Raw genomic sequence first — 5,491 nt, 5'->3', positions numbered from 1 at the left:
GAAGCGGACGCGCCGGGCGGCGCGGGCCGCTCCCCCGCCTCACCGCCGCCCGGCGCGTCCGCTTCCCTCCCCGCCGCCGGACGCAGCTCCGGGGTGGGTGTGCCGCCCAGGATGTCCTGGGCGCGGCGCACCGGGCCGGACCACCGGCGGGCGTGCCGTTCGTCGCGGCGGCGGGCGCGGGCCAGCGCCCGGGGCCGCCGCCGGTAGAAGCGGCGGGCCCACGGGGACTCCGGCCGCGCCAGCCGGACGGCGCCGACCAGTGACACCAGCGGCACCAGCACGCCGAACAGCGCGACCAGGGGCTTGCCCTTGGTGAAGGAGATCGCCGAGCAGAAGAAGTGGAAGCCGATGGTGCTCATCACCGCGAGGCGGTCCTGGCGCTCGTCGGCGGTGAGGGTGTCCACGCCGAACGGCGCCGAGCCGGCGAGGACCAGGGTGACCACGGCACCGGTGATCATGACCAGCTCGACGCTCTTGCGGCCCTGTTCGGTCCAGTAGACGTCGTTGAGATAGAGGATCAGGGCGAACTCGTCGAGCACCAGCCCCGCGCCGACCCCGAAGACCGCCCCCGCGATCGTGGCGAGCACGCCGTACTGGGTGGAGGCGATGGCGCCGAACCCGCCGGCCACCATCAGGACCACGCCGGGCACCGCGTGGTGCAGATGGACGCCTCCGCCGGTCGAGACGTCCCCGAACGGGCCCCGTCCGGCGCGGATCATCCGGGTGATCAGCCGGGTGACGGCGAAGGTCACCAGGAACGCCACGAGCGCGATGAGCAGCGGGAGCTTGCCCGCGTCGACGATTCCCTGCTGCCACCACTGGTTCATGAGCGCCCAGGATGTGACGGGAGGTCGCCGGGAGCGGGCCGACACGCCCGGGCGTCACCCGGGCGGGGGCCCGGTCGCGGGCCACGCCCCCGGGGCGGCGACGCGCCCGGGCGGGCGTAGGCTCGACTCCCCCGGGAGCGGTATCCGGCGACCGCATGCCCATCCACGACGGAACAGGACCACCACCACCGTGACTGTACTGACCCTCAGCGATTCGTCCGCCGCGAAGGTGCGCGCGGACGCCGTGGTCATCGGCGTTGCCAAGGGCGAGAACGGGCTCGTCCTCGCCCCCGGTGCCGAGACGGCGGCGGTCGACGCCGCTTTCGGCGGCAAGCTGGCCGCCCTCCTGGAGACGCTCGGCGCGAAGGGCGGTGAGGACGAGGTCACCAGGCTTCCCGCACCGGACGGGCTGCCCAGCCCCCTCGTCGTCGCCGTGGGTCTGGGCACCGCGCCGGACGAGGACGGGACGGGCTTCGAGCCCGAGACGCTGCGCCGCGCGGCGGGTACCGCGGCGCGCGCCCTCAGCTCCAGCGAGCACGGTGTGTTCGCGCTGCCCGTCGAGGACGGGACGGCGCTGGCCGCGGTGACCGAGGGCGCGCTGCTGGGCGCCTACTCCTTCACCGACTTCCAGGGCGGCGCGGCGAAGAACGGCAAGGGCAAGCCCGCCAAGGCACGCAAGGGGAAGGACACCAAGGGTTCCGAGGACGCCGCCTCCGGCTCCAAGGTGCTCGCCGAGGTGACCGTCACCGGCGTGCCGGGCAAGGCCAAGGACCACAAGGCCGTGGCCGGCCGCGCGACCGTGGTCGCCGAGGAGGTCAAGCGCGCCCGCGACCTGGTCAACACCCCGCCCAACGCCCTCAACCCCGAGGTGTTCGCCGCCGAGGCCCAGGCCGCGGCCAAGGAGCACGGGCTGAAGATCGAGGTGCTGGACGAGGCAGCCCTGGCCAAGGGCGGCTACGGCGGCATCCTCGGTGTCGGCCAGGGCTCGCAGTCGCCGCCCCGTCTGGTGCGCCTCTCCTACACCCATGCCAAGGCGACCACCTCGCTGGCGCTGGTGGGCAAGGGCATCACCTACGACTCGGGCGGCATCTCGCTGAAGCCGGCCGGTCACAACGAGACCATGAAGTGCGACATGGCGGGCGCCGCCGCGGTGTTCTCCACGGTCGTCGCCGCCGCGCGGCTGGAGCTGAAGGTCAATGTCACCGCCTGGCTGGCGCTGGCGGAGAACATGCCCTCCGGTTCGGCCACCCGCCCCGGCGACGTGCTGTCGATGTACAGCGGCAAGACGGTCGAGGTGCTCAACACCGACGCCGAGGGCCGGCTGGTCATGGCCGACGCGATCTCGCGGGCCTGCGAGGAGTCCCCGGACGTGCTGGTCGACGTGGCGACGCTGACCGGCGCCATGGTGGTCGCGCTCGGCAAGCGGACCTTCGGCGTGATGGGCAACGACGACGCCTTCCGTGACCTGCTGAACGAGACCGCCGGTGACGCGGGCGAGCAGTCCTGGCCGCTGCCGATGCCCGCCGAGCTGCTGGACGGGATGAAGTCGAGCGTGGCCGATGTCGCCAACGTCGGCGACCGGATGGGCGGCGGCCTGGCGGCCGGCCTCTTCCTGCAGGAGTTCGTGACCGGCGACACCGCCTGGGCGCACCTGGACATCGCCGGACCGGCCTTCCACGAGGGCGCGCCCTACGGCTACACCCCGAAGGGCGGCACCGGCTCCGCGGTCCGCACGCTGGTGCTGCTGGCCGAGCGCGCCGCCGAGGGCGAGCTGGAGGGCTGACACGTCGTGCGCGCACCGGTCGCGCCGCCGGCTCCCGCCGCGGCCCGGCCGGTGCGGGCACGGGTGTGGAGCGGCGGTACGTGACACCCGTCACGTACCGCCGTTCTACCCGTGGGTAACCCCGCCGATTCGGCTCGCGAGGTGCGGGAAGGCGGCCTGTACAGTCGATATGTACGTCTCGTCCACCGGCCCGGGCTCCGGGCCGCGACGGACAGGTGCGAAGATGTTGTTCCGGCAGGACAGGGCCAGGCTCACCCACCAGCGAGCCATGACCAACCGCTCAACCAGCGGCCCACACAAGCCGCCGGCCGGTCACTCGGCGACCGGGCCCGGCGTACCCCATGCATGGAGGACGTGACGTGGCGAACGACGCCAACACCGTTTTCGACCTAGTGATCCTCGGTGGCGGCAGCGGCGGCTATGCCGCGGCCCTGCGCGGCGCGCAGCTCGGCCTGGACGTCGCCCTGATCGAGAAGGGCAAGCTGGGCGGCACCTGTCTGCACAACGGCTGCATCCCCACCAAGGCGCTGCTGCACGCCGGTGAGATCGCCGACCAGGCACGCGAGAGCGAGCAGTTCGGCGTCAAGGCCACCTTCGAGGGCATCGACATGCAGGCCGTCAACGCCTACAAGGACGGCGTTGTCTCGGGCCTGTACAAGGGCCTGACCGGTCTGCTGGCGTCCCGCAAGGTCACCATCATCGAGGGCGAGGGCAAGCTCTCCTCCCCGACCTCGGTGGACGTAGGCGGCCAGCGGGTCCAGGGCCGTCACATCCTGCTCGCCACCGGCTCGGTGCCGCGTTCGCTGCCGGGTCTGGAGATCGACGGCGACCGGATCATCTCCTCGGACCACGCGCTGGTCATGGACCGGGTCCCGAAGTCGGCGATCGTGCTGGGCGGCGGCGTCATCGGCGTCGAGTTCGCCTCCGCGTGGAAGTCGTTCGGCTCCGAGGTGACCGTCGTCGAGGGCCTGAAGCACCTCGTCCCGGCCGAGGACGAGAACAGCTCCAAGCTGCTGGAGCGGGCCTTCCGCAAGCGCGGCATCAAGTTCAACCTGGGCACCTTCTTCGAGAAGGCCGAGTACACCGACAGCGGTGTGAAGGTCACCCTCGCGGACGGCAAGACCTTCGAGGCCGAGGTGCTGCTGGTCGCCATCGGCCGCGGCCCGGTCTCCCAGGGCCTGGGTTACGAGGAGCAGGGCGTCACCATGGACCGGGGCTTCGTCCAGGTCGACGGCCAGATGCGCACCAACGTGCCGACGATCTCGGCCGTCGGTGACCTCGTCCCCACTCTTCAGCTCGCGCACGTCGGCTTCGGCGAGGGCATCCTCGTCGCGGAGCGGCTGGCCGGTCTGCCGACCGTGCCGATCGACTACGACGGCGTGCCCCGCGTCACCTACTGCCACCCCGAGGTCGCCTCGGTCGGCCTCAGCGAGGCCCAGGCCAAGGAGAAGTACGGAGCGGACAAGGTCGTCTCGCTGAAGTACAACCTCGGCGGCAACGGCAAGAGCAAGATCCTCAAGACGACCGGCGAGATCAAGCTCGTCCAGGTCAAGGACGGCGCCGTGGTCGGCGTCCACATGGTCGGTGACCGGATGGGCGAGCAGATCGGCGAAGCCCAGCTGATCTACAACTGGGAGGCGCTGCCGGCCGAGGTCGCGCAGCTCATCCACGCCCACCCGACGCAGAACGAGGCGCTCGGCGAGGCCCACCTGGCGCTGGCCGGAAAGCCGCTGCACGCCCACGACTGATCCGGCCGCCCTCGGCGAGGGCGCGCCCCCATCCGCACTGTGTGTAAGGAGCAACCGAAACCATGGCGGTTTCCGTAACCCTTCCGGCGCTCGGCGAGAGCGTCACCGAGGGCACCGTCACCCGCTGGCTCAAGGCCGAGGGTGAGCAGGTCGAGGCCGACGAGCCGTTGCTCGAAGTCTCCACCGACAAGGTCGACACCGAGATCCCCGCCCCGGCGGCCGGCACCCTCACCTCCATCAAGGTGGCCGAGGACGAGACGGTGGAGGTCGGCACCGAGCTGGCCGTCATCGACGACGGCAGCGGCGGCGGCGCCCCCGCGGAGCAGGCCCAGCCCGAGCCGCAGCAGGAGTCGCAGCCCGAGCCGGCGCCCGCCGCCGAGCCCGAGCCCGCGCAGGAGGCCCCGGCGCCGTCGTCCGGTCAGGGCGGGGGTCAGGAGTCCTCCGGTTCGGCCGAGGGCACCGACGTCACCCTTCCGGCGCTCGGTGAGTCCGTGACCGAGGGCACCGTCACCCGCTGGCTCAAGGAGATCGGCGAGGAGGTCGAGGCCGACGAGCCGCTGCTGGAGGTCTCGACCGACAAGGTCGACACCGAGATCCCCGCTCCGACCGCCGGCACCCTGCTGGAGATCCTGGTCGGCGAGGACGAGACCGCCGAGGTCGGTGCCAAGCTCGCGGTGATCGGCGCCAAGGGTGCCGCTCCCGCGCAGCCGCAGGCCGCCCCGGAGCCGCAGAAGGCGCCGGAGCCGACCCCGGAGCCGACCGCCGACGCCGACCAGGAGCTGCTGCGGCTGTGGCGCGAGGGCGCCAGCACCCGCGCCGCCGGAGCGGAGGCCGGGCTCAGCGCCAGCACCATTTCCAAGCGATTCCGCGCATTCGAGAAGGAGTACGGTCCGCGCGACTGATGCGCAATTCGCATTCCTGATTCGACCGTTGAATTCGGCCGGTGGGCTTTTTGCTCACCGGTCGTTTTCGTGGGTGGGTGTGCACGGGGGTTTACGGGTGGGTGCACGGGCGGCCGGGAATTCGGTGTGGCGACCGATGGATTCCGCCCGGGAGGGCGTTCCGGGGCGCTCCGGGGCCCCGGGGTGGGGGTCCGGGCCCCCGGCCGGAGGGGTCCGGGGAGGGGCGTGCAC

3 protein-coding genes and 1 pseudogene are annotated in these 5,491 nt (G+C 72.2%); 3 read left to right on the top strand and 1 reads right to left on the bottom strand.

Annotation, left to right across the window (positions count from 1 at the left end; genetic code table 11):
• Positions 1-827, bottom strand: an 827-nt coding sequence (locus tag E0D90_RS23175; RefSeq protein WP_438827438.1) for a hypothetical protein, incomplete at its 3' end; no start/stop codon positions are given.
• Between the two features lie 190 nt (positions 828-1,017).
• Here E0D90_RS23175 and E0D90_RS23170 point away from each other — a divergent pair.
• The 3 genes and pseudogenes from E0D90_RS23170 to E0D90_RS23160 form a co-directional block, all read left to right on the top strand.
• Positions 1,018-2,610: a leucyl aminopeptidase gene (locus E0D90_RS23170; RefSeq protein WP_130799945.1), complete on the top strand. Its 1,593-nt coding sequence runs from the start codon at positions 1,018-1,020 to the stop codon at positions 2,608-2,610.
• Between the two features lie 359 nt (positions 2,611-2,969).
• Complete coding sequence (lpdA, locus tag E0D90_RS23165) at positions 2,970-4,358, top strand: dihydrolipoyl dehydrogenase (RefSeq protein ID WP_170215039.1); 1,389 nt, start codon at positions 2,970-2,972, stop codon at positions 4,356-4,358.
• A gap of 62 nt (positions 4,359-4,420) precedes the next feature.
• A pseudogene (locus E0D90_RS23160) lies at positions 4,421-5,491 on the top strand (biotin/lipoyl-containing protein); the annotation flags it as partial.

This window comes from Streptomyces otsuchiensis (genome assembly GCF_004305975.1).
Lineage (GTDB): Bacteria > Actinomycetota > Actinomycetes > Streptomycetales > Streptomycetaceae > Streptomyces > Streptomyces otsuchiensis.
This window is presented reverse-complemented; position numbering and strand designations above follow the sequence as displayed.